Source organism: Fluctibacter halophilus (genome assembly GCF_020687825.1).
In the GTDB taxonomy this organism is placed as follows: domain Bacteria; phylum Pseudomonadota; class Gammaproteobacteria; order Enterobacterales; family Alteromonadaceae; genus Fluctibacter; species Fluctibacter halophilus.
Genome location: NZ_JAJEWP010000002.1, coordinates 139,250 through 164,237 on the forward strand (window position 1 = coordinate 139,250; position 24,988 = coordinate 164,237).

At 53.4% G+C, this 24,988-nt stretch carries 26 protein-coding genes; 17 read left to right on the plus strand and 9 right to left on the minus strand.

Features of this window, described 5'->3' with window-relative positions:
• The first annotated feature begins 5 nt into the window (after nucleotides 1-5).
• The 13 genes from murD (at nucleotide 6) to LJ739_RS09410 (ending at nucleotide 15,475) form a co-directional block, all read left to right on the plus strand.
• The gene (gene murD, locus LJ739_RS09350) at nucleotides 6-1,313 is read left to right on the plus strand and encodes a UDP-N-acetylmuramoyl-L-alanine--D-glutamate ligase (protein ID WP_229159749.1); all 1,308 of its coding nucleotides are present in this window, start codon (nucleotides 6-8) and stop codon (nucleotides 1,311-1,313) included.
• Nucleotides 1,310-2,581, plus strand: coding sequence for a cell division protein FtsW (gene ftsW / locus LJ739_RS09355; protein ID WP_229159751.1), 1,272 nt, complete (start codon nucleotides 1,310-1,312; stop codon nucleotides 2,579-2,581). The genes murD and ftsW overlap by 4 nt, the downstream gene beginning before the upstream one ends.
• Nucleotides 2,574-3,641: an undecaprenyldiphospho-muramoylpentapeptide beta-N-acetylglucosaminyltransferase gene (gene murG / locus LJ739_RS09360; protein ID WP_229159753.1), complete on the plus strand. Its 1,068-nt coding sequence runs from the start codon at nucleotides 2,574-2,576 to the stop codon at nucleotides 3,639-3,641. Before ftsW ends, murG begins: the two co-directional genes overlap by 8 nt.
• Complete coding sequence (gene murC, locus LJ739_RS09365) at nucleotides 3,634-5,088, plus strand: UDP-N-acetylmuramate--L-alanine ligase (RefSeq protein ID WP_229159755.1); 1,455 nt, start codon at nucleotides 3,634-3,636, stop codon at nucleotides 5,086-5,088. The genes murG and murC overlap by 8 nt, the downstream gene beginning before the upstream one ends.
• Nucleotides 5,085-6,011 carry a D-alanine--D-alanine ligase gene (locus tag LJ739_RS09370; RefSeq protein WP_229159762.1) on the plus strand — a complete coding sequence of 309 codons (927 nt, stop codon included), beginning with the start codon at nucleotides 5,085-5,087 and terminating at the stop codon, nucleotides 6,009-6,011. Before murC ends, LJ739_RS09370 begins: the two co-directional genes overlap by 4 nt.
• Entirely contained in the window at nucleotides 6,011-6,754 is a 744-nt protein-coding gene (locus LJ739_RS09375; RefSeq protein WP_229159764.1) for a cell division protein FtsQ/DivIB, read from the plus strand. Before LJ739_RS09370 ends, LJ739_RS09375 begins: the two co-directional genes overlap by 1 nt.
• 5 nt (nucleotides 6,755-6,759) lie before the next feature.
• Nucleotides 6,760-7,989: a cell division protein FtsA gene (gene ftsA / locus LJ739_RS09380; protein ID WP_229159766.1), complete on the plus strand. Its 1,230-nt coding sequence runs from the start codon at nucleotides 6,760-6,762 to the stop codon at nucleotides 7,987-7,989.
• A gap of 92 nt (nucleotides 7,990-8,081) precedes the next feature.
• A complete protein-coding gene (gene ftsZ / locus LJ739_RS09385) occupies nucleotides 8,082-9,254 on the plus strand; it encodes a cell division protein FtsZ (RefSeq protein ID WP_229159768.1) in 1,173 nt (390 codons plus the stop codon).
• Between the two features lie 166 nt (nucleotides 9,255-9,420).
• Nucleotides 9,421-10,335: a UDP-3-O-acyl-N-acetylglucosamine deacetylase gene (lpxC, locus tag LJ739_RS09390; protein WP_229159771.1), complete on the plus strand. Its 915-nt coding sequence runs from the start codon at nucleotides 9,421-9,423 to the stop codon at nucleotides 10,333-10,335.
• Between the two features lie 168 nt (nucleotides 10,336-10,503).
• Nucleotides 10,504-11,406, plus strand: coding sequence for a M23 family metallopeptidase (locus tag LJ739_RS09395; RefSeq protein WP_229159773.1), 903 nt, complete (start codon nucleotides 10,504-10,506; stop codon nucleotides 11,404-11,406).
• A gap of 129 nt (nucleotides 11,407-11,535) precedes the next feature.
• The gene (gene secA / locus LJ739_RS09400) at nucleotides 11,536-14,235 is read left to right on the plus strand and encodes a preprotein translocase subunit SecA (protein WP_229159781.1); all 2,700 of its coding nucleotides are present in this window, start codon (nucleotides 11,536-11,538) and stop codon (nucleotides 14,233-14,235) included.
• A gap of 63 nt (nucleotides 14,236-14,298) precedes the next feature.
• Entirely contained in the window at nucleotides 14,299-14,685 is a 387-nt protein-coding gene (gene mutT, locus LJ739_RS09405) for an 8-oxo-dGTP diphosphatase MutT (protein WP_229159784.1), read from the plus strand.
• Nucleotides 14,686-14,815: 130 nt separating this feature from the next.
• Entirely contained in the window at nucleotides 14,816-15,475 is a 660-nt protein-coding gene (locus LJ739_RS09410; RefSeq protein ID WP_229159786.1) for a hypothetical protein, read from the plus strand.
• Here LJ739_RS09410 and LJ739_RS09415 read toward each other — a convergent pair.
• Complete coding sequence (locus tag LJ739_RS09415) at nucleotides 15,466-15,882, minus strand: VOC family protein (RefSeq protein WP_229159788.1); 417 nt, start codon at nucleotides 15,880-15,882, stop codon at nucleotides 15,466-15,468. The two genes, LJ739_RS09410 and LJ739_RS09415, sit on opposite strands and share 10 nt — an antisense overlap.
• Before the next feature lie 216 nt (nucleotides 15,883-16,098).
• On the opposite strand from LJ739_RS09415, the gene soxR reads away from it, so the two are divergent.
• Nucleotides 16,099-16,542 carry a redox-sensitive transcriptional activator SoxR gene (soxR, locus tag LJ739_RS09420; RefSeq protein WP_229159790.1) on the plus strand — a complete coding sequence of 148 codons (444 nt, stop codon included), beginning with the start codon at nucleotides 16,099-16,101 and terminating at the stop codon, nucleotides 16,540-16,542.
• Nucleotides 16,543-16,559: 17 nt separating this feature from the next.
• Here soxR and yacG read toward each other — a convergent pair whose 3' ends face one another.
• From yacG to LJ739_RS09460, 8 genes are all read right to left on the minus strand, one after another.
• Entirely contained in the window at nucleotides 16,560-16,793 is a 234-nt protein-coding gene (gene yacG / locus LJ739_RS09425; RefSeq protein ID WP_229159792.1) for a DNA gyrase inhibitor YacG, read from the minus strand.
• A gap of 9 nt (nucleotides 16,794-16,802) precedes the next feature.
• Nucleotides 16,803-17,555: a cell division protein ZapD gene (zapD, locus tag LJ739_RS09430; RefSeq protein WP_229159794.1), complete on the minus strand. Its 753-nt coding sequence runs from the start codon at nucleotides 17,553-17,555 to the stop codon at nucleotides 16,803-16,805.
• A gap of 52 nt (nucleotides 17,556-17,607) precedes the next feature.
• Entirely contained in the window at nucleotides 17,608-18,222 is a 615-nt protein-coding gene (gene coaE / locus LJ739_RS09435) for a dephospho-CoA kinase (protein WP_229159796.1), read from the minus strand.
• Nucleotides 18,219-19,100, minus strand: coding sequence for a prepilin peptidase (locus LJ739_RS09440; RefSeq protein ID WP_229159798.1), 882 nt, complete (start codon nucleotides 19,098-19,100; stop codon nucleotides 18,219-18,221). Before LJ739_RS09440 ends, coaE begins: the two co-directional genes overlap by 4 nt.
• Before the next feature lie 84 nt (nucleotides 19,101-19,184).
• Nucleotides 19,185-20,396: a type II secretion system F family protein gene (locus tag LJ739_RS09445; protein ID WP_229159807.1), complete on the minus strand. Its 1,212-nt coding sequence runs from the start codon at nucleotides 20,394-20,396 to the stop codon at nucleotides 19,185-19,187.
• Between the two features lie 95 nt (nucleotides 20,397-20,491).
• Nucleotides 20,492-20,899: a pilin gene (locus LJ739_RS09450; RefSeq protein WP_229160676.1), complete on the minus strand. Its 408-nt coding sequence runs from the start codon at nucleotides 20,897-20,899 to the stop codon at nucleotides 20,492-20,494.
• A gap of 197 nt (nucleotides 20,900-21,096) precedes the next feature.
• Nucleotides 21,097-21,942 (minus strand): carboxylating nicotinate-nucleotide diphosphorylase, encoded by an 846-nt coding sequence (nadC, locus tag LJ739_RS09455; RefSeq protein WP_229159809.1) that lies wholly within the window; start codon nucleotides 21,940-21,942, stop codon nucleotides 21,097-21,099.
• 21 nt (nucleotides 21,943-21,963) lie between these two features.
• The gene (locus tag LJ739_RS09460) at nucleotides 21,964-22,488 is read right to left on the minus strand and encodes a retropepsin-like aspartic protease family protein (protein ID WP_229159811.1); all 525 of its coding nucleotides are present in this window, start codon (nucleotides 22,486-22,488) and stop codon (nucleotides 21,964-21,966) included.
• A 67-nt stretch (nucleotides 22,489-22,555) separates the two neighbouring features.
• Between LJ739_RS09460 and ampD the strand changes: the two genes are divergently transcribed.
• The 3 genes from ampD (at nucleotide 22,556) to pdhR (ending at nucleotide 24,977) form a co-directional block, all read left to right on the plus strand.
• Nucleotides 22,556-23,119: a 1,6-anhydro-N-acetylmuramyl-L-alanine amidase AmpD gene (ampD, locus tag LJ739_RS09465; RefSeq protein WP_267494291.1), complete on the plus strand. Its 564-nt coding sequence runs from the start codon at nucleotides 22,556-22,558 to the stop codon at nucleotides 23,117-23,119.
• A gap of 12 nt (nucleotides 23,120-23,131) precedes the next feature.
• Nucleotides 23,132-23,956, plus strand: a complete 825-nt coding sequence (ampE, locus tag LJ739_RS09470) for a beta-lactamase regulator AmpE (RefSeq protein WP_229159815.1) — start codon at nucleotides 23,132-23,134, stop codon at nucleotides 23,954-23,956.
• A 268-nt stretch (nucleotides 23,957-24,224) separates the two neighbouring features.
• Nucleotides 24,225-24,977 (plus strand): pyruvate dehydrogenase complex transcriptional repressor PdhR, encoded by a 753-nt coding sequence (gene pdhR / locus LJ739_RS09475; protein ID WP_229159818.1) that lies wholly within the window; start codon nucleotides 24,225-24,227, stop codon nucleotides 24,975-24,977.
• Nucleotides 24,978-24,988: the final 11 nt, after the last annotated feature.

Sequence of the window (24,988 nt, forward strand, 5' to 3'; positions counted from 1 at the left end):
AGATTATGCCAATCAGCACATACGAAAATATGCAAGTCGTTGTCGTCGGGCTAGGCCTGACCGGAACGTCGTGTGTGCGTTATTTGCAGCAACAGGGAGCACATGTCATCGGCATGGACAGTCGTAGCGATGTCACGCTGGACTGCAATATTCCCTTGCACCTTGGCACTTTGGATGCTGACGTGCTCAGTAAAGCTGACCTCATTGTTGCCAGTCCCGGCGTTGATACCCATCAGGGCGCGTTTGATAAAGCGCGTGCCGCTGGCGTGGCGATTATTGGTGACGTTGAGCTGTTTGCCCGCGCCAACCAGGCTAAGGTGATTGCAGTGACCGGTTCAAACGGTAAATCGACGGTGGTGACCTTAATTCATGCGGCGCTCAAAGCCTGTGGGCAACGTGTGGCGTTGGGCGGCAATATAGGAACCCCAGTGTTGGAATTGCTCGACCTGGATGCCGACATCATGGTGTTGGAGCTGTCCAGCTTCCAGCTTGAAACCACCCAGTCACTGACACCTCAGGTCGCGGCTGTGTTGAATGTCAGTGACGATCATCTAGACCGTCATGGCACATTGACGGCCTATCAACAGGCCAAACTGCGTATTTATCAGGGCGCTTCCCAGTGTGTTTATAACCGCACCGATCCCCTGACCTATCCGCCTCACGCACAGATTGAACACAGCATTGGTTTGGACACGGTGGCCAGAGGGTGGGGTTGGAACGAGCAAACTCGTAGTATCGAACACAATGGCGAGGTTGTACTGGAAGCCCAAGCGTGCCGCCTGCAGGGGCGACACAATATGCTGAACCTGCAAGCCGTGCTGGCTTGCCTGCAACCCTTTGTCAGTGACTGGCAACCGGTGTGGGATGCGCTGACCCAATTTGAAGGATTACCTCATCGTTTCCAGACCGTCTCAATAAAGGGGGGCGTGTGCTGGATCAATGACTCCAAAGCGACCAATGTTGGCGCTACCCTGGCGGCCATCGAAGGTGTGCTGCTCAGTGCCGGACAACAACTGATCGTGATCGCTGGCGGGGTGGGCAAAGGGGCCGATTTCAGCCCGCTACAGGATGTGTTCCAACAACGGGTTGGTCACCTTATCACCTTGGGTCAGGATGGCCCCACACTGGCCGCGTTGAAACCCGGCAGCCAGCAGGTTGCTTCGATGGCAGAAGCGGTATCTCTGGCCAAAACACTCGCTCGCAGTGGCGACGTTGTATTGTTGGCTCCGGCCTGCGCCAGCCTGGACATGTTCGCTAACTACCAGGCCCGTGGTGACGCGTTTGCCCAAGCGATTGAGGAGCTTGCCGCATGATTGCCAACTTCTCAGCCACCGAACATTTACGCGCGCTGTTTTCCCAACGGCACGATAAAGAAACTGTCTTTCCGTTTGACGTCGGGTTGTTGTTGCTTGCGGTCACCCTGATGGCAATAGGCCTGGTGATCGTGACGTCTGCGTCGATGCCCGAGGCATCCCGTTTATATGACAATCCGTTTTATTTCGCTATTCGTCATGTGGTGTATATCTGTCTGGCGATGATTGCTGGCCTTATCGTGTTAAACATTCCCATGCATTGGTGGCGCGCCAGCAACCCCTATTTGTTGCTGTTTGCCATTGCCTTGTTGGTCGCCGTATTGTTGGTAGGGCGCAACATTAATGGCAGTACCCGCTGGCTGGTGGTCGGGCCGATCACCATTCAGGCTGCCGAGCCGGCCAAGTTATTTTTCTTCTGCTATCTGGCAGGTTACCTGGTGCGTCGCTACGAAGAAGTTACCGAGAACCTCAAAGGCTTTATCAAGCCGTTGTTGGTGTTTTTTGTGTTGGCTATTCTGCTACTGATGCAGCCCGATTTGGGTACCGTGGTGGTGATGTTTGCCACGACCGTAGGATTGCTGTTCCTGGCCGGTGCCCGACTGTGGCAGTTCTTTGGCCTGCTGCTGGCCGGTATTCTGGCCATCGTTGCCTTGATCCTGTTTGAGAGTTACCGGATGCAACGGGTCATTTCATTCCTCGACCCCTGGGCCGATCCGTTCGGCAGTGGCTATCAGCTGACCCAATCGCTGATGGCGTTTGGTCGCGGCGATCTGTTGGGCCAAGGCTTGGGCAACAGTCTGCAGAAATTGCAATTCCTGCCAATTGCGCACACCGATTTTATCGTCGCCATTCTGGCCGAGGAGCTCGGATTTTTGGGTATTGCCATGGTACTGGGTTTGTTGTTTGCGCTGGTGTTTAAAGCCCTCAAACTGGGCAACATTGCGTTACAAAAACAGCGTCCTTTTGATGCTTACCTGGCCTACGCCATCGGTATCTGGTTCAGCTTCCAGACCGCGGTCAATGTGGGCGCCGCAGCCGGCGCTCTGCCGACCAAAGGCCTGACATTGCCGTTAGTCAGTTATGGCGGTTCAAGCATCATTACCATGACCGTGGCGGTGGCGCTGCTGATCCGGATTGATTTTGAGATGCGCGTGGATGGCGTACACGCATTGAGCCTCAAGGGGCCGCGTAAACAGAAATCTGCGCGCAAAAATGTCAATGCTGTATTGGATGATGTCCGTGACAGTGCGGAGGTGGCCAATGACTAAGCGATTACTGGTCATGGCCGGCGGTACCGGTGGTCACGTATTCCCGGGTCTGGCGGTGGCGGATTGCCTGAAAGCACAGGGCTGGCAGGTGGACTGGTTGGGCACCCCTGCTCGTATGGAGGCGACCCTGGTGCCCCAACATGGCTATCCATTTCACGGTATTGACGTGGCTGGTCTGCGTGGCAATGGCGCACTGGGTTGGTTAAAAGCACCACTGATGCTGTTGCGGGCCATTCGCCAGAGTCGACGTATCATCAAGCAGCTCAAACCCGACGTGGTGCTGGGCATGGGCGGTTTTGCCAGTGGCCCGGGCGGCGTGGCGGCAAAAGCCAGCGGCATTCCGCTGGTATTGCACGAGCAAAATGCCGCAGCAGGGCTGACCAACAAACTGTTGGCGCCTTTGGCCAGTCGAGTTCTGTGTGGCTTTGCCGGTGCGTTTACACAGGCAACCGTGGTGGGTAATCCGGTTCGCCAGGGTTTCACTGAACTGACACCTAAACACAGTGTCAACACACCGATGCGCCTGTTAGTGATTGGCGGCAGTCTGGGCGCACAAGCGCTCAACGACGCGGTGCCAACTGCGTTGGCCCAGATGCAGAATATTGAGGTTCGCCATCAGGCGGGCAAGGGCAATGCCGAGCACGTCACCGAGCGTTATCGAACGCTGGGCAACGAAGCTTTGCAATGGCAGGTGGATGCGTTTATCGATGACATGGTCGCAGCGTACGCGTGGGCAGACATCGTTGTGTGCCGGGCTGGGGCATTGACCGTATCTGAGTTGGCGGCATCCGGCCGGGCAGGGATTTTTGTGCCCTTACCCCATGCCGTTGATGATCACCAGACGCGCAACGCAAAAGCGTTGACCGACCATCAGGCCGGCATTTTGTTACCTCAATCCGCACAATTGTCGCAACAATTGACGGCGGTACTGAATAACCTGATTGCTAACCCCGAAGACGTGATTACCATGGGTAACAAGGCCCGGGCGTTGGCAACGCTGGATGCGGCGAATAGCGTGGCCCGCATCTGCAGCGAATTGGCGGAGAATAAGCATGATTAAACCTGAGCAGGTGCCTTACCACGTGCCGGAAATGCGCCGTATCAAGCACATCCACTTTATTGGGATTGGCGGCGCCGGTATGGGTGGGATCGCCGAAGTACTGCTCAACGAAGGCTATGCGGTCAGTGGTTCTGATCAGCAACGAAATGCCATGACGGCTCGTCTGGAAGGCAAAGGGGCTAGGGTGTATCTCGGACATCAGGCTGCCCATGTGCAGCATGCCCATGTGGTGGTTGTATCCAGTGCCATTGACCCGACCAATCCTGAAGTGAAAGCCGCTCAGGAAGCACGGATTCCGGTGATCCGCCGGGCTGAGATGCTGGCCGAATTGATGCGTTTCAGACACGGGATTGCAGTGGCCGGCACTCACGGTAAAACCACCACCACCAGTTTGCTGGCGACCATCTTCGCCGAGGCCAATCTCGATCCGACATTTGTGATCGGTGGATTGCTTAACAGCGCGGGCACGAATGCTCGATTAGGCAGCAGTCGCTACCTGATTGCCGAAGCCGACGAAAGCGATGCCTCGTTTGTCCATCTGCAGCCGATGGTTAGCATCGTAACCAACATTGAAGCGGATCACATGGACACCTACGACGGTGATTTCCGTCGCATGTTGGATACCTATGTGGAGTTTTTGCACAACCTGCCATTCTATGGCCTGGCGGTGTTGTGTGGTGATGACCCGGTGATCAATCAATTGTTACCGGAAATCGGCCGCCAATACCTCACCTACGGCTTTTCAGAGCAGGTCGATGTGCGTGCGGTGGATGTCAGTCATGGATTCAATCACAGTGAATTCACCGTGCAGCGTCACAATAAGCCGGCGTTGAAAGTACGTCTTAACATGCCGGGCAAACACAATATTCTCAACGCGCTGGCCGCCATAGCAGTAGCAACTGATGAAGGTATTGATGACGCCGCCATTGCCAGTGCTTTGGCAGCCTTTGAAGGTATCGGCCGTCGGTTTGAAGTGCTCGGTGAATTTGAAACCGGCCGCGGTAAAGCCATTCTGGTGGATGACTACGGTCATCATCCCACCGAAGTCGCGGCAACCATAGCAGCGGCGCGCAGTAACTGGCCCGAACGTCGTCTGGTGATGGCCTATCAGCCGCACCGTTTTACCCGTACCCGGGATTTGTATGAGGACTTTGTAAAAGTGCTCAGTGGCGTGGATGCACTGTTATTGCTGGAGGTATACAGTGCCGGCGAAGCGCCCATTGAAGGGGCTGACAGCAAAGCGTTGTGTCGGTCTATTCGTCAACGGGGCCAGGTTGAACCGATTTACGTGGCGAAACCCGAAGAACTTCCCGCCTTGCTGGCAGAACACCTGAAAGATGGTGATATTGTCATGACACAGGGCGCGGGCAACATTGGTATGTTGGCGAAACAGCTGCAGCAGATGCAGCTTTCAATCAGCCAGCTTACTCAGGAGAACCAGCAATGACACAGTCTAAACCGGTAGCCGTGCTGTACGGCGGTCATTCGGCAGAACGGGACGTCTCCCTGCGTTCCGGTCAGGCTGTGCTGGAAGCACTGCAACGGGCAGGTGTTGATGTGGTGGGTGTGGACACCGCATCAACGCCCGTGCATGCCCTGGCTGACATGAACATTGGCAAAGCATTGATCATGCTGCATGGGCGTGGCGGTGAAGATGGCACGGTTCAAGGCGCGTTGCAGTTGATGGGGATCCCCTTTACGGGCTCTGGTGTATTGGGCTCGGCCTTGTGCATGGACAAGATCCGCAGCAAGCAAATCTGGCAAAGTCGGGGGTTACCGACAGCCGCCTATCATATTGCCTCAAAAAGAGGCTTTGATGCGGGATCTTGCAAGGTTATAATGGCTGAATTGGGGGAAACCGTCATGGTCAAACCGGCGCAGGAAGGCTCCAGCATCGGGATGGCAAAAGTGACGAGTGCGGAACATTTGGCCACTGCCGTACAGGACGCTTTTAATTACGATAATCAAGTCCTGTTGGAGCAGTTCATTGCCGGACCAGAATACACTGTGAGTATTCTGAACGGTCGTGCCTTGCCGTCTATTCGTTTAACGACCCCCCACGATTTTTATGATTATGCTGCCAAGTATCAGGTCGACAGTACCGAGTACCACTGTCCCAGTGGTCTCAGTGACGCTGATGAACAGGCGTTGGGTGAGCTGGCGCTGGCAGCATTTGAGGCTCTCGACGGACGAGGTTGGGGGCGCGTTGATGTGATGCGCGACCAACAGGGACAATTTTATTTACTGGAAGCCAACACCGTGCCGGGCATGACTGCTAAAAGTCTGGTACCGATGGCGGCCCGACAGGCGGGTTTGTCGTTTACCGATCTGGTGATGGCCATTTTGGATGGTTGTGAGGCGACAGACTGATGCAGTGGCCTGCCCTGAGCGTGAAACGTGAAACGCTGATTGGCGGGGCATTTTTGTTGTCGGTTGTGTGGGCGCTGATCTATTCAGCCTGGCACATCAGCCTGTGGCTGGAAGATGAGCAACAGGTGCCGGTTCAGCGCATTGTGGTGACCGGCAAGCGCAGTCACATTGATGACCAACAATTGGTGACGATGATTCGCCGCCAGCATCCGGGTAGCTTTTTTGAACTGGATGTCAGTGCAGTGCATCAGGATTTGGAAGCGCAGCCGTGGGTGTATCGGGCGTCGGTACGCAAGCGCTGGCCAAATACCCTGACGGTATATGTGGTCGAGCAGCAGGCGGTCGCGTCCTGGAACAGTGACATGTTGCTGAACCAATACGGTGACAGCTTCGAAGCACAACTGGAAGTGGGGCAGTTACCGGCATTGTTCGGGCCCGGTGGCAGCGAAAGAACCGCGTTGGAAGGTTATCGCGCCATGCAGTTGCTGCTTAACAGCGCAGGGCTGACGATCAGCGAATTGACGCTGAGTGAACGGTTTGCCTGGGAGTTGCGCCTGAACAACGGCGTGCAATTAAACCTCGGACGTAGTGAGTTCGTGGATCGGTTGCAGCGCTTTGTGGATTTATACCCCTTGCTGGCCAAGTCAGAGCGGCAAGTGGCTTACGTCGACTTACGTTACGACACCGGAATGGCGGTGGGATGGAAGTCGGAACAACAACAAGATGAACGCAGTGAGAGCTAAGCAGAATGTCTAAGGTGGCGGAACGTAAACTGATTGTCGGTCTCGATATGGGAACGAGCAAAGTCAAAGCCGTGGTCGGCGAAATGCTCGAAGACGGCGGGATCAGTATCGTTGGCGTTGGCAGCCATTCTGCCAAAGGAATGGACAAAGGCGGTGTCAATGATCTGAACCTGGTGGTGCAGTCGGTTCAACGGGCTATCGATGAGATGGAATTGATGGCGGATTGCCGGGTGTCTTCAGTGTTCATGTCAATCAGTGGACGGCATGTCCAGTGTCAAAATGAAAGCGGCATGGTACCGATCAACAATCAGGAAGTGACCCCGGAAGACGTTGACAATGTTATCCATGCCGCCCGTTCAGTGCCGATTGCTGCTGAGCGGCGTTTGCTGCATGTGTTACCACAGGAATTCACCATCGATGTGCAGGAAGGGATTAAAAACCCGGTGGGTATGTCGGGTGTGCGGATGGAAGCGGAAGCGCACATCATCACCTGTGCTGATGACATGGCGAAGAACCTGATTAAATGTGTTGAGCGTTGTGAACTGAGCGCCGACCAACTGATTTTCTCAGCGCTGGCGTCCAGTTATGCGGTGCTGACCGAGGATGAAAAAGAGCTCGGCGTGTGTGTGGTAGACATCGGTGGTGGCACCATGGACATCGTGATTTACACCGATGGTGCCATTCGTCACACGGCAGTGTTGCCGGTGGCAGGTAATCAGATCACCAGTGACATTGCGAAGATTTTCCGCACGCCAATCAGCCACGCAGAAGAGATCAAAATCAACTATGCCTGTGCGCTGAAAGACATGGTCAGTATGGAAGAAAGCATTGAAGTGCCCAGCGTCGGAGGTCGTCCCTCCCGCGCAATGTCCCGGCACACCCTGGCAGAAGTGATCGAGCCACGCTACCAGGAACTGTTTGAACTGGTGCACGAAGAGATCCGCGCCAGCGGGCTGGAAGAACAAATCGCGGCCGGCATTGTGCTGACCGGCGGAACGGCAAAGATGGAAGGTGCAGTGGAATTCGCTGAAGAGATCTTCCAGATGCCTGTACGCGTGGGTGAACCCTTAGGTGTTAAAGGGCTTGCCGAATATGTAGAAGATGCCAGTTTTGCCACAGCAGTAGGCCTGTTGCAGTACGGTAAATTGACGCTGCAAAGTGGTTCAGTGTCGAGTAAGCCGGTCACAGAGAGTTTGTGGCACCGAGTACAAAGCTGGTTTAAAGGGGAATTTTGACCGTTGGTCAGTAACACAGATAACAACAATAAAGTTTCGTGGATCGGGTGAATGTCACCGGGTTCCAATCGCGCGAAAATCGGAGAGTAAGTATGTTTGAATTAATGGACAGTCACAGCGAAGAAGCTGTAATTAAAGTCATCGGTGTTGGTGGCGGTGGTGGTAATGCCGTCGAACACATGGTGTCGCAAAGTATTGAAGGCGTAGAGTTTATTGCCATTAACACCGATGCCCAGGTGTTGCGCAGCTCTTCTGCTAACGTCACCCTGCAAATTGGTTCCAACGTCACCAAAGGCCTGGGTGCCGGTGCTAACCCCAATATTGGTCGTCAGGCAGCTGAGGAAGACCGTGAAACCATCCGTCAGAGCCTTGAAGGTGCTGATATGGTGTTCATTACTGCTGGCATGGGCGGTGGTACCGGAACCGGTGCTGCACCGGAAGTGGCCAAGGTTGCTAAAGAGCTGGGTGTACTGACCGTTGCCGTCGTCACCAAGCCGTTTCCGTTTGAAGGACGTAAGCGCATCGAGTTCGCCGAGCAGGGTATTGAAGAATTATCCAAGTACGTTGACTCACTGATCACGATTCCCAATGAGAAGCTCCTCAAAGTGATGGGCAAAGGCACGCCATTGTTACAGGCATTCAGCGCTGCCAACGATGTATTGCGTGGTGCCGTGCAGGGGATTGCCGAGCTGATCACCCGTCCGGGTCTCATCAACGTTGACTTTGCAGACGTTAAAACCGTGATGTCTGAAATGGGCACCGCGATGATGGGTAGCGGTTCAGCCAAAGGCGAAGATCGTGCAGAAGAAGCGGCCGAAGCGGCCATTGCTTGCCCCTTGCTGGAGGACATCGATTTGTCCGGTGCACGCGGTATCCTGGTCAATATCACCGCTGGCCCTGACTTTGCTATCGATGAGTTTGAAACGGTCGGTAATGCCGTTAAAGCATTCGCGTCAGAGAACGCTACCGTGGTGGTGGGTACTGTTATCGACATGGACATGGCGGACGAGCTGCGTGTGACCGTCGTCGCTACAGGCATTGGCGCAGAGCGCAAGCCCGACATTTCCTTGGTCAGCAGCCGCGCCAGTCGCTTTGGCAGTGATGCCAACGACTTTAAACTGCAGCCTAGCAGCAGTGAAAGCGTGTCTGGCGGTAGTGTTGCCACCGATGGTAACAAGGCTCTGGCGACCGAAGAACGGGCTGAAGCCAGCACGGATCTGGAATACCTGGATATTCCGGCATTTTTGCGCAAACAAGCGGATTGATCGACGGCGACGGAATTTTTTGTTGGTCTGCGCTGTCATAGTTCGGCAATACGCTCAAAGAATCGGGCAAATTCTTTGAAATATTGCAGTTTTTTGACAATGGTGCAGATAATGCATAGAATACGCGCCGCACAACCGAGTGGTTAAAAATTGAGCAATTGATTCGATGATCAAACAACGTACCATTTCACATGCCGTATCCGAGACCGGTATCGGCTTACATAAGGGTGACAAGGTCACCATGACTCTCCGGCCTGCGCCGGCGAACACGGGCATCGTGTTTCGCCGCATCGACCTTGAGCCTTATGTAGATATCCCTGCGCGTGCCAACGCCGTGGGCGATACGTTATTGTGTACCTGTCTGAGTAACGAAGATGGCGTATCCATTTCCACCGTAGAGCATCTGGCGTCTGCGCTGGCGGGAATGGGTATCGACAACATCATCGTCGAAGTCGATAGCAACGAACTTCCGATCATGGACGGCAGCGCGAGTCCGTTCATTTTCCTGTTGCAGTCGGCAGGTGTCGAAGAGCTCAATGCACCCAAGCGGTTTATCCGTATTAAAAAGCCTGTCCGGGTTGAAGACGGTGACAAATGGGCGGAATTCCATCCCCATGATGGCTTTCGCGTCGACTTCAAAATCGACTTTGATCACCCTGTGATCAGCCAGACCCGTCAGCATGTGGTGATGGATTTCGACGCTGCGTCGTATATCGACGAAGTGAGTCGTGCCCGCACCTTCGGCTTCATGAAAGATCTTGAATACATGAACGCCAATAACCTGGCCCTGGGTGGCAGCATGGAAAATGCCGTCGCGTTGGATGAGTATCGGGTATTAAACCCTGAAGGTCTGCGCTACGACGACGAGTTCCTGAAACACAAAATTCTCGATGCGGTTGGCGACCTTTATCTGGGTGGCCACAGTATCATCGGTGAATTACGTGCGTATAAATCAGGCCATGGCCTGAACAATAAATTATTGAATGCAGTGCTGGCGCAACAGGACTGTTGGGAATATGTGACCTTTGAACATCAGGAACAGGTCCCCATTCAATTTGCTGCGCCGGTTCTGGCGGGCTGAAGATTCTGCAAAAAGCCGCTATCAGCGGCTTTTTTTACACCCTGGCGGCGAGCTTCAGGTTTGCCTGAACATGCCGATAGCGGGGTAAACAAGGCCTGTTTATGGCTTCAAAAATGGCCGCATTCACGCTAGACTTACTGCTTCGTTATTGATGAGATTCTGTCGTACATGGCACTAACGGTTTTATACAAGGGTCAATCCCGCCGCTGGATATTTCGCATCGGTCGCCGCCAGGTGGTGAGCGGGCTTATTCTTGCGTGTGGTCTAGCCCTTGTTTCCAGTCGTTCAACCCAGCAGCCAGATGAAAATCTTGCTCGGGTCATGTACACCCAGGCTGGCCTTGAGGAGCAACGCCAGGCGGTGGAGGCACTGAAAACCGACACCCAGGAGCAATTGACCGGTATGATGCTCAAGCTGGCCGAAGTACAAGGGCAATTGCATCGCATCAATGCATTGGGTACCCGTCTGGTTGAGCAAGCCAAACTGAAACCCGAAGAGTTTGGGTTTTCCAGTGATGCAGCCGGTGTGGATGCTGTCACTGACATGACAGTGGATTTCAGCCATGACCAGTTCCTGGCCGACATTGACACCACCTTGCTGACCCTCGAAGAAAAGACCCAGCAGCTCAAGGCCCTTGAATCTATCCTGATGAGTCACCATATCGATGAACAGCGATACCTGTCGGGACGTCCGATTCGGTCTGGCTGGTTATCTTCCTATTATGGCATTCGCAAGGATCCGTTTAGCGGCCAGCCAGCCATGCATAAAGGATTAGACTTTGCCGGCAAAACCGGTGATCCGGTTATCGCCACCGGCGCAGGGTTAGTCACCTGGTCGGGTGAGCGATATGGCTATGGCAACTTGGTTGAGATTGATCACGGTGATGGTGTGGTAACCCGATACGCCCATAACCGCTCGCTAAAGGTAAAAATCGGTGATGTGGTAACCAAAGGGCAGACGGTCGCGATCATGGGCAGTACCGGGCGCTCGACAGGGGCCCATGTGCATTACGAGGTACTGCGGCATGGCAAACAACAGGACCCTTTGCCATTTGTTTACCGCAAGCAATGACGTCACGGCTTGATAAGCCGGATAAATCGATTCGACAATCGGCCATGGGGCCGATTGTTTTATTTTGACAACGGTGCAATCCCGGTTTCTCAGGGACACCACAACAACAAGATTGGAAGCTGTTAATCCATGTTTTCGAGTATTATAAGAAAAGTGTTCGGTAGCCGGAATGACCGGTTGCTGAAGAAACTGAGCAAAGCCGTAGACGAAATCAATGGGCTGGAAACCGAGTACGAAGCCCTGAGTGATGAACAGCTCAAAGCCAAGACCGCGGAATTCAAAGGTCGACTGGAACAAGGCCAAAGCACCGATGATTTGTTGGTAGAAGCATTCGCCGTTGTCCGTGAGGCGAGCAAGCGGGTGTTCGGCATGCGTCACTTCGATGTGCAGATGCTGGGTGGCCAGGTGTTACATCAAGGCAAGATTTCCGAGATGCGTACCGGTGAGGGTAAAACCCTGACTGCGACCCTGCCTACCTACCTCAATGCGTTGACCGGGAAAGGTGTGCACGTTATCACCGTGAACGACTATCTGGCCCGTCGGGATGCCGACTGGAGCCGTCCGTTGTTTGAATTTCTGGGCATGTCTGTGGGCTGTAATGTACCCGGCATGTCCCATGCGGAAAAGAAAGCTGCCTACGCGTCTGACGTGACATACGGCACCAACAACGAGTTTGGTTTCGACTATCTGCGTGACAACATGGCCTTCAGTCCGCAGGATCGCGTACAGCGACCTTTGCACTATGCGGTTATCGATGAGGTTGACTCCATCCTGATTGATGAAGCCCGGACCCCGCTGATCATTTCCGGTCAGGCAGAAGACAGTTCGGCGTTATATCGTCAGATCAACACCATCATTCCTGAGCTGGTGCAGCAAGACAAAGAAGACGAAGAAGGCAAAGAAGGTGATGGCGACTTCACCATTGATGAAAAAGGCAAACAGGTACACCTGACCGAACGAGGTCAGATCCATATCGAAGAAATCCTCAAGCGCATTGGCGTTCTGAATGAAGAAGACTCCCTGTTTGCAGCGGCGAATATTTCATTGTTACACCACGTGAACGCCGCGCTGCGGGCTCACAAGCTGTTCCAGAAGGACGTTGATTACATCGTCAAAGATGATGAAATTGTTATCGTTGATGAGCACACCGGTCGAACGATGGAAGGACGTCGCTGGTCAGAAGGTCTTCACCAGGCCGTAGAGGCCAAAGAAGGGGTTAAGATCCAGAACGAAAACCAGACCCTTGCTTCGATCACCTTCCAGAACTACTTCCGCCTGTATCAAAAGCTTGCCGGTATGACCGGTACGGCGGATACCGAGGCCTTCGAGTTCAATCATATTTATGGTCTGGAAACCGTTGTGATCCCGACCAATAAGCCGATGATTCGGGATGACAAAGCGGATTTGATTTATCTTACCGCGGCAGAAAAATACGAAGCCATCGTTGAAGACATCAAAGACTGTGTGAAACGGGGCCAGCCTAGCCTGGTGGGTACCGTATCGATTGAAAACTCAGAATTGTTGTCGCGGATCCTGAAAAAAGAAAAGATCCCGCACAAAGTCCTGAATGCTAAATTCCACGCTCAGGAAGCAGAGATCGTAGCCCAGGCTGGTAGGCCCGGCGCGGTGACCATTGCTACCAACATGGCTGGTCGAGGCACCGATATTGTCTTGGGTGGTAACTGGAAGGTCGAAGTCGAAAACCTGAAAGAGCCGTCTGAAGAGCGTATCGCCAAGATCAAAGAGGCGTGGGATAAAGATCATGCCAAGGTGCTGGAAGCCGGCGGTTTACACATCATCGGTACGGAGCGCCATGAGTCCCGTCGTATTGATAACCAGCTACGTGGTCGTTCGGGTCGTCAGGGTGACCCTGGTTCATCACGTTTTTACCTGTCATTGGAAGATCCGTTGATGCGTATTTTTGCCTCTGAACGGATGGGTGCAATGATGAAGCGTCTGGGTATGCAACACGGTGAGGCGATCGAGCATCCGTGGGTTACCCGTGCGATTGAAAACGCCCAACGCAAGGTGGAAGGACGTAACTTCGACATTCGTAAGCAATTGCTGGAATACGATGATGTCGCCAATGATCAGCGTAAAGTGATTTACGAACAGCGCAACGAACTGTTGGATGAAGGCGATATCAGCGAGACCATCGAAGCCATTCGTGCAGACGTGGTCAGTGGCGTTATTGATCAGTACATTCCGCCTCAATCGCTGGAAGAAATGTGGGATGTTCAGGGCCTGGAAGAACGTTTCAAGTCGGATTTCCTGTTGGATGTTCCCGTACAGCAATGGCTGGACGAAGATGACAAGCTGTATGAAGAGGTGTTGCGTGAACGCCTGCTTGATAAAGTCGCTTCCGCCTACAAAGCCAAAGAAGAGATTGTCGGTCCGGATGTACTGCGTCAGTTCGAGAAAGCGGTCATGTTGCAGAACCTCGACACCCACTGGAAAGAGCATTTGGCCGCCATGGACCACTTGCGCCAGGGCATCCATCTGCGGGGTTACGCGCAGAAGAATCCTAAGCAGGAATACAAGCGCGAGTCGTTTGAACTGTTTTCTGAAATGCTGGAAAACCTCAAAGTGGAAGTGATCACCATTCTGAGCAAGGTGCAGGTGAAAGCTGAATCTGATGTTGAGGCGGTGGAAGAACGTCGTCGTCAGGCCGACGAGACCCCTAAACATTACGAGCACGAGTCTCCTAATCAAAGCGAGGCTGCGCCCAACCCAACGGCGGTGCGTGAAGGGCCAAAAGTGGGACGAAACGACCCCTGTCCTTGCGGCTCGGGCAAAAAGTACAAGCAGTGTCACGGCAAACTGAGCTGAGTGACATAACAGAAATTGAACAAAAGCCGGGTCTGACCCGGCTTTTTATTCAGGAGTCAGTCAATGCAGCGGATTGAAGTTGCCGTGGGGGTTATCCTGCGTGACGAGAAGGTGTTTATCAGTCGTCGGGCAGATCACCTGCATCAGGGCGGTAAATGGGAGTTCCCGGGGGGGAAACGAGAAGCCGATGAGACCTTTGAACAGGCCCTGTGTCGGGAGCTGCGCGAAGAGGTGGGCATTGACGTCGAGACCCAACGTCCGCTGATGCAGATTCGTCATGATTATCCGGATAAACAGGTCACCCTGGATGTGCGTACGGTCACTGCTTTTCGTGGTGAACCTCGTCAACAGGAAGGCCAGGAGGCGCTGTGGGTTTCGGTATCGGATCTTCATCGCTATACCTTCCCCAAGGCAAACCTTGCCATTGTAAACGCCTTACAACAGCGCTGATGGGGTATTCGGGGCATCAACACTGGTAATTTTCACGGTGACTGGCTAGAGTTGTGCGAAGTCCCTGAATGTGTTGGGTAGTCTTATCAAACGAATTAGCACGTGTGTCTTATTGGCAGGGACGCTGCTAATGTCGACCATGGTGTCGGCCATTACCTTCTACACTGATGTTGATTTACCCGCCAGCCGGTTGGCGGCCTGGCGTCTTCAGCAGGCACTGTCTTCACTGGGCTATTGTCTTAACGTGGAGCAGTTATCTTCGCGACGCAGTTTGCAGATGGCCAACGACAAGCCGGCCGGTGAGTTGGTACGTGTCGCCAGTATTCACACCTTGCAGCCTGAGTTCACTCACAACCTGTTGCGTCTTGAAGTCCCTACTGTAGAAGTGGGCATCTACCGGATCAAACCCCTCGCACTCATCCCATTGAATGGCCGCTTTGCAATCCCGCAAGGGGCGTTTATTCTGGCTCAGCGTTACCCACAGGCGATGCAGGTTGATGGCATTGCACGGATGATGGAGTTATTGCGCCGTCAGCGGGTCGACTATGTCTACACCTTGTCCCTGACCCAGGATGAAGTTCAGCAACAGATTGGTCTTGACGGACAATGGGTCATTGAATCGGTGGCCAGAATCCCCTTGTATTCCTACCTGAATGTTCGGCACAGAGCGTTGGTTGGTCCCCTGTCTGAAGCGTTGCGCATAGCTCAGCATCAAGTGGCACCGAGCCCGCTGCCGGCGTTTCCCCAGCAGTGTGGGGCATTGGGCAGCGTGCCAGCAGATCAATCATAACGATTGCGCTGCTCGGGAATATCACTCAGATATTCGACGAATTCGATTTCAAAGCCATCGGCATCCTCATAATACAGGTTGCGACGATAGGGATGCGCTGCCCCGCGTTTGCTGGGCTGGAATCCTGCGTCGCTCAGCCTGTCCTCCAGGGCTGAAAGGTTGTTGATCACAAAGGCAAAGTGGCCCAAGCCGAGACGGTTGCTGGTCAGGTCCCGGTTTTCGCCGCTGCCGTTGCCATTCAGGGTCAGGTAGTGGTTATCGTCTCCCACATGCACCCAGGGGCGCTCTACGCCATACCAGTCCTGCTCTCCACCGCCACGCACCTGCCAGTGTGGAAAGGCCGCACGGTAAAAGCGCAGGCTGGTTTGAATGTCTGAAACGACCAGATTCAGGTGTTCTATCATCATGGCTGTAGCCTCCCTATTTTAGAAACATGGTTGAACGGTATTGGCTGGGAAAGCGGTTCAGGGCTTTTTTAACCCAGCGTTGAAAGCGTCGTTGAAGGGGTGTAGAAGTTGTCATTTTGGTGCTCCTTGTATTGATTCGGGACTCATGCTAAAACCTAAACTAAAGTTTAGGTAAAGTGTTTTTTTGCACTTATTTAATCCCTTTGAGGAGCAATCATGAATGACGGGCTGTTATCGGTAGGGCAGGTTGCCAAGCGCAGTGGAGTAGCGGTGTCGGCATTGCACTTTTATGAGCGCAAGGGATTGATCAGCAGTTCACGTAATGGGGGTAATCAGCGCCGCTACGGCAAAGATGTATTGAGACGTGTTGCGATTATTAAAGGGGCCCAGACCATGGGAGTGAGTCTGGAAGAGATTGCTCAGGCGTTTGCGCCACTGCCCAAACATCGTGCACCAAATCCGCAGGAGTGGGCGCAATTGTCGTCCCGATGGCATAGCCAGTTGTCTGAGCGTATTGATTATCTCAGCCGGTTACGGGATTCGTTGACCGGGTGTATTGGCTGTGGTTGCCTGTCGATGAAGAACTGCCCTTTGTACAACCCGGAGGACAAACTGGCCGACAAAGGAAGCGGCCCGGTGATCCTCGATCAGCGCAACTGAATTGCGCCGGGACACCGCTAGTCTTTGAAAAAGTCGTCCTGCTGTTTGGCCAGCATGGCTTCGATTTCTTCAATATCGACTGGTGGCTTGTCGTTATCACTGCTGTGCTGACCCGGAATCACTTTCTCTTCAGCCGCCCACTCACCAAGGTCAATGAGTTGGCAGCGTTTGCAACAAAAAGGGCGATAAGGACTGTCAGCATTCCACTGCACAGCCGTTTGGCAAGTCGGACACTTTACAACGGTGGTCATGATCTATTTTCAGCAACTGGCTAATTGAAAGGTAACGTCAGTATCAACCTGGGCACTGCCATTGGGGTCCGGGGTAAACCACATAAAACGCAATGCATAGCGGTATTTGTTACCGCTCAGCACCGGATAGTAGCCTTTGTCGGTCTGGCTATACACCCGGATCAGTTCATTCTTGTCATCGGCCACCCCCTGGAAGAAACCATTGGTGGCGGTCAGCTCGGTGAAACGGCCCCGTTCGCGCAAGAAGGACAAGGTTATGCCGATGGCTTGCTCGAACAGCTCAAACTCACCGCACCAGCGCTGAATATCCTTATGGATATTGTCATCAGGCTGCTTGAGCCAATAGTGCAGGTTGGGTAAATCAAAGCTGCAGGTGCCCCCCGGGATTGAGAAGCGTTGACGAATAGAGGCCAGAAACTTGTCGTCTTTGAGGGCCGAGCCAACCCGTTTGGCATTTTTCAGTTCATCGCGCAAACGCAAAATGCGCTGCAATGTCCCTTGCAATGCCTCGTTGTCAATATTGGGGTGCTGAGACCAGTGGACCAGGTTTTTTTCGTGGATCTCAATGTCCTTGAGCATATCGTTACGGATATCTAACCGTTCGAGCAAATCGAGCAGGGTGAACAAGGTTTCAAAAAAGTTGATCCGTTGCCAGTCTTCCTTGGCGTCGAGGCCTTGCTTCAGCTGCTTGAACAGTTGCTCAAGGCGCAGGTAAGTTCTGACCTTTTCATTGAGCGGAAATTCAAATACAGCGTTGGACATGGTAACTCCCCGATTGGCATTCCATGAACTACAACGCAAATCCAATGGGATTTCAAGCTTTTGGCTGGTTTTTTAGCAATTTTCGGAAGGTCTGGTCGAGGGCATCAATCTGTGCGTCGAGCGCATCTGGCCCGGCACTGTTATCGATGACGTAATCTGCTGCTGCCAGGCGCTGCTGACGCGATGCCTGAGCGTCCATGATAGCCTGGACCTGCTCGGCACTCTGATCATCCCGTGCGGCGGCCCTGGCACGTTGCTGTGCCTCATCCACATCCACTACCAGTACTTTGTCGACCAGTGAGGTCAGGTTGTTTTCCACCAACAGTGGCACTACCAGCAGGCAGTATGGTGATGATGCCTTTTGCGTCTGTGTGACCATTTGTTCCCTGATCAGTGGGTGCAGGCATTGGTTGAGCCATTGTTGCTGGTCAGGATTGTCGAACACTTTGGCCCTCAGGGCGCGACGATTCAATGTGCCATCAGGATTGAGAATATCGGCAGAAAAATGTGCTTCGATTTGGGCCAGGGCAGGTTGTCCGGGCTCCACAACCTGACGGGCAATCACATCGGCATCAATGATGTCGATGCCTCGCTTGGCAAAGCGATCAGACACCGCGGTTTTGCCACTGCCGATACCGCCTGTCAGACCAACAACAAGCGCACTCATGGCAGCATCAGGCCCCAATACCAATCCGCGATGGGCTGGCCATACAACAATGCAATCCACCCGGCGATGGCAAGATAAGGCCCAAACGGGATAGGTTGGCGTTTGTCTTTACCTTTCATCGATAACATCAGAATGCCCAGCACGGCGCCGACCACAGAGGACAGTAAAATGATCAGGGCCAGGTGTTGCCAACCCATCCATGCGCCCAAAGCAGCGAGCAGTTTGAAATCGCCATAGCCCATGCCTTCTTTGCCGGTTAACAGCTTGAACGCCCAATACACCGACCACAAGCTGAGGTAACCGGCGGCGGCGCCGATAATTGCATCCTGAGGGGTGACAAAGGTGTGATTGAGACTCAGCAGTAAGCCAATCCACAGCAGCGGCAGGGTCAGTTGATCCGGTAACAGCATTTTATCCAGATCGATAAACGTCATACTGACCAGTAACCAGGTAAACAGCGCGGCCGTGATGCCCTGCCAGCCAAACCCGAAGTGCCAGGCGGCCCACGCCGACAGCAAGGCAGTCAGTAGTTCAACGGCGGGATAGCGTGCCGATATCGGCGTTTTACAGGCACTGCATTTGCCACCCAGGGCCAGCCAGCTAATGACTGGAATATTTTCCCAGGCACGGATCTGATGGCCGCATTTGGGGCAGGTGGAGTCAGGCTTAACCAAGTTATAGGTTGTATCATCCGGCGCATTGGCGGTGTCGTCAGGATGAAAATAGGCATGATATTCCCGCTTCCAACTGCGTTCCATCATGATGGGCAGGCGGTGAATGACCACATTCAGAAAACTGCCGATCATCAAACTGACCACAAACACAAAGATAACGAAAAAGGCGGGGGATTCTGCCAACAGCACAAAGATTTCCGGCATGGTGATAGGGTTTCCGAACGATAAACGGGATTAGCTTGCCAGAATTCCTGCGACAGGAAAACGGCAAGCGGAGAATTTTATGGCTTAAACCACATTACCCATCTGGAAGATAGGCAGGTACATGGCAACGATAAGACCACCGATGACCACACCCAGGACAGCCATGATCATAGGCTCCAGCAAGCTGGTAAGGCCGTCTACCATGTCGTCCACTTCGGCTTCATAAATGGTGGCGATTTTACTCAGCATATCGTCCACCGCACCGGATTCCTCACCGATGGCAATCATCTGGGTGACCATGTCAGGGAACACGCCGGTGGCGCGCATCGCGGTGTTCATCTGCAGACCGCCAGACACTTCTTTGCGGATAAACAAAATGGCGTCACGGTAGACCGCATTGCCTGATGCACCCGCTGCCGATTCCAGCGCGCCAATCAACGGAACACCGGCCGCAAAGGTGGTTGACAGGGTTCGGGTGAAACGGGCAATCGACGCTTTTTTCAGAATTTCACCGATGATCGGCAGCTTCAGGATGTTAGCATCGACCTTGTCACGTAACGCCAGCGAGCGCTTGTGGGCGCGGGCGAACATAAAGCCTGCGCCACCCATCGCCATGGCAATGTAGATACCATAGTCTTGTACGAACCGGGATATGCCCAGCACGAACAGGGTAAAGGCAGGAAGCTCAGCACCAAAGCTGCTAAAGATTTCTTCGAACTGCGGTACCACAAAGACCAGCAAAATGGTGGTTACGATAAACGCCACAACCAATACCGCGACCGGGTAGAACATGGCCTTTTTGATCTTGGATTTCAGCGCTTCGGCTTTTTCTTTGTAGGTTGCAATACGATCATAAATGGTTTCAAGGGCACCTGATTGCTCACCGGTTTCCACCAGATCACAGTACAGATCGTCGAAATGGTCCGGGTGTTTGCGCAGTGCGCTGGAGAGCGGGTTACCGGCTTTCACTTCATTACTGACTTCGTTGAGCATTTTGCGCATGCTGGTTTTTGCATGGCCCTGGGCAATCATGTCCAGCGACTGGATCAAGGTCACACCGGCACCGAGCATGGTGGCTATCTGACGGGAGACTACACAAATGTCCGCGGCATTGATTTTTTCCGCCCCTTTGCCAAACAGAGGCTTGCTCATTTTTTTGACTTTGGTGGCGGAGACGCCCTGACGACGCAACAAATTCTTTGCTTCGCTGAGGGACGTTGCGCTGATTTCTCCCTTCACGCTTTGGCCCCGGCGGTCGGCGCCACTCCATATATAGATATCAGGTGTTTTTGCCATCGTTCAGCTCTCTGTGAGTTCGGCGGTGAGCGACAAAAAAGCCCAGGCGAGGCTGGGCTTTTTTTATTGGGTTGGGTGTTACACCGACCCTGGTATTAACAGATACCTTCTGCTTTACAGGTACCACCGTCAGTCCAGATAACCTGGCCGTTCTGGAAGTTAGGCGTCAAGGTGTAAGTGAAACCATTGTCGCCAGTTGCAGTCAGCAGAGGCGCTGCCTGGTCCCAGGTCAATGAATCCAGCTCACCGTTAGCACCGGCTGCGATGTTCGCAGGAACGCCGTTAGTGGTAGGTGCACAGTTAGCCAGTGCGCCAGTAGATTGGGCACATACTTCGATGGCCGTTTTGTGACCAGAAGTTGCCAGTACCACTTCACTGAAACGCGCTTTCTCAGTGTAAGTCTGATACGCTGGCAATGCGACGGCTGCCAGGATACCGATGATAGCAACAACGATCATCAATTCGATCAGGGTGAAACCCTTGTTGTTAGTTTGTTGAGTCATATTCATGATTTTTACTCCGCATGCCCCGTGAAGAACATTTATATTGTTACTGACAAATTAATAATTAGGCCAAATTCAATTCGCTGTGTGTTGGCGCTCCGTTGAATTCATATTCAGTATAGAGCGAGTTAGCCTAACGACAAGTATGCAGGAACATACCAATGTCTTCGGGCCCAAACAAAATTGCGAACAGAACCCTATTTATCAACAATTCTCATCGATAAATCAATAGCTTGAACGTTTTTTGTTAGTGCACCTGAGGAAATAAAATCTACACCAGTGGTGCGCAATTCCTGTAACCGCTGGTCGGTAATGTTGCCGGAAACCTCCAGCTTACAGCGCCCTTTGGCCATTGCAACGGCTTTGTGCAGGTTGTCCAGGGTAAAATTATCCAGCATCACAATATCCGCATTAGCAGCAATCGCCTGGGCTAATTCATCAAGGGTTTCTACTTCCACTTCGACCGGTTTGCCGGGATTCAGTTGACGGGCTTGAGTAACCGCTGCATCGATTGAGCCACACGCCATGATGTGATTCTCTTTGATCAAATAGGCATCGTACAAGCCGACCCGATGGTTCTGCCCACCGCCACAGCGCACTGCGTGCTTTTGCGCCATGCGCATTCCTGGCAGGGTCTTGCGGGTATCCAGCAGGGTAATACCGCTACCGTCCAGCAGCTTGACATAGGCGGCAGTCTGGGTCGCTGTGGCCGACAAGGTTTGCAAATAGTTCAGCGCGGTGCGCTCTGCGGTCAGGATGTGGCGCGCGCTGCCGGTGACAGTAAATAAGGTGTCGTTGGCCGCCAGAGCATCGCCGTCATTGGCCTGCCACTGGATGTCGAGTGTATCGTCAATCAGTTCAAAACTGGCGGTGGCCCAGGCCTGACCGGCCAGAATGCAAGGCTCCCGGGTGATGACCCGTGCCGTGACGGTATGCTGCGCAGGAATGAGCTGGGCGGTGATATCGGCACCGGGTTCAAGGGTGCCGCCAAGATCTTCAAGTAAGGCCTGTGTGACCTCGTTTCGTATCGCTTCTGATTGCATGTGTTGTCTTTTTAAAGTGAATTAGCGGCTGCGTAACGTCAGCCATTTGCCTTGTTGGGTGAATTCTAATTGTCTCAGGGCACTCATTCCCAGCAAAATTTCATCACTGTTTATTGCGGGGTTAAGGTGCGCATCAATATCGTTGAGCTGCAAATCGCCAATGGCGAGTCGATCAATGTGCGTACTGGCTACGGTGATCTGCCCATTGGCGGTGTTGACGCGGTAGCGAGGGCCGGCGTTCAATCCCAGTCGAGCAGCCAGATGGGCAGGGATAGAGACATTGGTGGCGCCAGTATCCAATAAGAAGGTGACTGGCTGGCCATTGATGGTGCCACTGGTCACATAGTGTCCGTAGCGGTTCTGCTCCAGTGTGACTTCCACTGCCGAGCCACGGTAAACCGATTGGGGGGATGCGTTGGGATTAACCTGACGTTCGAGCAGATCATCGAACACCATGGCAAGCAGGGCCAGGCCACTCAGCCAGGCCAATATTATCATCCATTTGCCCATACCACGCTCGCCATTGTCGCCGGACTGGTCATTCATGCGTATCATTTCCCGCGTTTTTTTGGTCAAATAGCCACATGCTCAATGACCGGTTGTAGTTACTGCTTTGACCATTGTAAACGGATGTTTAGCGGATTGTCGCCTGCGGATGACAACCCATTGCGATGAACGGCCCGATCCAGACGATATCAGCGTGCTGGTGATCCACAATATTTCTCTGCCGCCCGGGCAATTTGGCGGCGAGGCCATTGACGGGTTGTTCATGGGCACGCTGGATTGTACGACCCATCCCTTTTTTGAACAGTTGCGCGGACTGCGGGTGTCAGCCCATTGTGTGATCCGCCGCACAGGGGAGGTGGTGCAATATGTACCCTTTGACAAACGCGCGTGGCATGCCGGTGTGTCGAGTTTTCAGGGCCGCCAGCGTTGCAATGACTTTTCCATTGGCATTGAACTGGAAGGTACGGATACGACGGCTTACACATCCGAGCAGTATCAACAGCTGGTAGCCCTCAGCGTCAAAATTATGCACACTTACCCACGTGTTACCCTTGGGCGGATCATTGGACACTGTGATATCGCGCCGGGTCGCAAGACCGATCCAGGTCCGGCGTTTGACTGGGCCCGTTTTCGTCGTGATTTGAGCGACGCCCTTTCATCATCGTATTGACGAGGAAACGTCATGATTCTGATCAGTTTGCTGCTGGTATTGAGTATAGAGCGATTTGCCACCCAAAGCCGGATGTGGCGTGCCGAGACCTATGCTGTGCCGTATTTCGAGATGTGGACCAAGCGAGGCTGGTTCGATGGCGGGCATGGCGTATGGGCCGCACTGGTGGCGGTGTTGTTGCCTGCAGTGCTGCTGTTTTTGTTGCTGTGGGAGCTGGACACTGCATTGCTGTCGTTCGTGGTCAGTGTACTGGTGATGCTGGTGTGTATCGGCTGTCCTTCATTGCGCGCGACGTACAAAGCCTACTTGCAGGCTGCCAACCGCGGTGACCTGGAAGCCTGTGATTTGTACGCCCAACAACTGGGTCACAGCGATGAGCACAACTATACCTTTGGTCAGTCGCTGGTATGGCTTAACTACCAGCACTATGCGGCGGTGGTCGTGTGGTTTGCGGTGTTCGGTGCCCCGGGTGCGGTGTTTTATACCCTGACCCGCTCACTGGGCGAAAAACTGCAGGAAACAGCCCATCCCGCCAGCGCCAGCGTGCAATCTTTGATGGCCATTCTGGACTGGGTGCCGGTACGTCTCACTGCGTTGGGCTTTTTGCTGGTTGGCCACTTCAGCCGGGCGTTGCCAGTGTGGTTGTCCTATTTGCCGGATCCGTCCGTACCCGCCCGACAAGTGTTGTCTGAAGTGTCCTGTGCGGCGGAAGAAATTGAGCCGGAGGAATGTGACTGCACTGAAGAGCCCTGTACCTTAGTCCGTTTGGCAAAGCGCAATGTGATGCTGATGTTGGCCGTGATCGCCGCTTTGACCCTGTCTGGCTGGATAGCCTGATACCCTTAACCCCTCTTCTTTAAATTGGTCAGACCAGGTGTGAAATCCCTGGTCTGACGGCTTAAACTTCTTATTTTGAATAAAAAATATGCATGTATCCTGGCAGGATTTCGGTTGCCTATTTACCCTTAGGCAGGGATCATTTAAGCTATTAGGTTAATTGGTCTTACCAATTTGCGAGTGACAGACGATGACAGTGCCATTTTTGGGCGGCTGTGGTGTCTGTTTTTTCTCTTGGCACGACAGACATCGGAGCATCAAGGCTGACATGCGACGGATTCAATCCAAAAAATTGTCGGATGTGATCATGGAAGAACTGGAGTCCATGATCCTGGACGGTCGCTTACTGGCTGGCCAGAAACTCCCCCCTGAGCGAGAGTTGGCCGAACAGTTCGCGGTGTCGCGCCCGTCACTGCGTGAAGCCATACAGAAGATGGAAGCCAAGGGACTCGTGTACCGTAAGCAGGGCGGCGGCACGTTTGTTAAACGGCGACTGACCGCATTGGTGACGGATCCGTTGCTGGATTTGATTGCTCAGCGACCAGAAACGCAGTTTGACCTGCTCGAGTTTCGTCATGCCCTGGAAGGCATGGCGGCCTATTATGCAGCGTTGCGTGGTCAGCCGGAGGATTACCAGCGGTTACAGGATGCGCTTAACGGCCTACCCAAGGATGGCGACCAGGACACCGCGGCAGAAGCCGAGGCGCTGGCATCGTTTTATCTGGTCATGGCACAAGCGGCACACAATATGGTGCTGTTGCATGTCATGCGCAGTCTGTTACCGATGTTGCAGGACAATATCCGTGGCAACCTCGACATGTTGGCCCGGGATGCGGATGTGGGCGATACCATCGCACAACAGCGTCAGCAGATCGTCAACGCCATTGTCCAGCGAGACCCGGAATTAGCACGCCAGGCGAGTAATGAGCACCTGGCATTTATTGAAGACACTTTATTGAACATTAATCGTCAGGACACTCGTATACAGCGGGCGTTGCGGCGGATTGAAGTAAAACGTTAGTCAGTGAGCCT